Annotated in this window: 1 pseudogene; it reads right to left on the bottom strand. The window is 39.9% G+C overall.

Going from position 1 to position 1,335, the window contains the following annotated elements:
• Nucleotides 1-203, bottom strand: a pseudogene (locus tag J5224_RS28050) (iron ABC transporter permease); the annotation flags it as partial.
• Nucleotides 204-1,335: the final 1,132 nt, after the last annotated feature.

Raw genomic sequence — 1,335 nt, 5'->3', positions numbered from 1 at the left:
GCATCGGTGCGGCCTTCATCGCCGCTTTGCACCAGTGTTGCATTCAGCAAAACGGAAAGCACCGGTGACAGAATGATCCCGCTAAACAGCATCAGCAGCAGTGCGCCCAGTAAGTTGGCAGGCTCGTGGCTGGCGATAGACAGCGCATGGCGCAGCTTTGGCCACGCGATTTTGCGGTGGCGAATTTCGGCTTGGTAAGACACAGATTTACCCCTGTCTGTTGACAACAGGCAGGAATATAACGAGGCAATGTTACAGTTTGTCGAGTTGTTTGCACCTATGTGCAAATCCTATATTGCCGTTCATTGTTGTTAAGGTCAGGAGCCTAAATGGGCCCGTCTACAGAGAAGTGAGCCGCGACAACACCGCTTTTTTCAGGACGAACCAATCGCCACTGAATATTTTCTTTAGCGCAGCATGATGAAGTTTCGTCTATCGGCCCAGCCTTGGGCGTATTCTCTTTCTTCAACCTTGCTATTGATGGCACAGATTAACCTGATTGGTATCGAGCAATGAACGCGTTGCAGAAAGTTGCACTAGGGATTAAACGGACCCGCTGTTTTCAATTTGTGCGATGGCTTATTATAGGAATATTCTCATTCTGCTTCTTCAGAAAACTCCTCCCTACGAGCAGGCCCATAAACAAAGCATTGCGGGGCTGTTTCATTTTTGTCCAGTAAATCGATCAAATACGCAGATTTTCAGACTTTATTGCATTGCTCTTTTTGTCATTATCTGATTTTTAGGAATTTGTTTGCTGGCATTTGGTATAAGTGCGCGGATTTTATGGTTTATCATGTTGTTTTCCTCTGTGTTAACCCCAGAAAATAAAGGTGAGAATAATCCTAAATTAACACCGTGATGTTAATGGCTAATTCAGGAATGGTGGTATTTAATCGAGGTTTAAGAAAAAGGGAAAAATCAGAATAATATCCAAATGAATTACTTAACATGCTAACTATTTTATTTTTATTAAAATAAAAAGGGTATAAATACCTCTGTTTTTCCCTAATGAAAATCAGTCGTTTTTTGTTCGATTTTTTCGATTTTTAAAAAAAACTTATCAATGGATGTTATTTATATTGTTGTTTTTGATGGTTTTTTATTTTTTCCACGCTGTGCTTAGTGTCTGATTTAAGACCCGTTGACCGTTGGTTTATATTATGTGTATGATTGCGATACATGTGGCAACAGTTGTTTTTCTTCCTTTTTGGGTAAATATTTAGTTTGCTCCGTTTTACCGTGCATGCATGTCTTTAAATATTTATTTTCATTTTTTTAACACGGTTTTGAATTTTACATCGCTGGTCGAATGACAAATCTTATTTGCTCTCC

The organism is Candidatus Symbiopectobacterium sp. NZEC135 (assembly GCF_025962695.1).
This window is presented reverse-complemented; position numbering and strand designations above follow the sequence as displayed.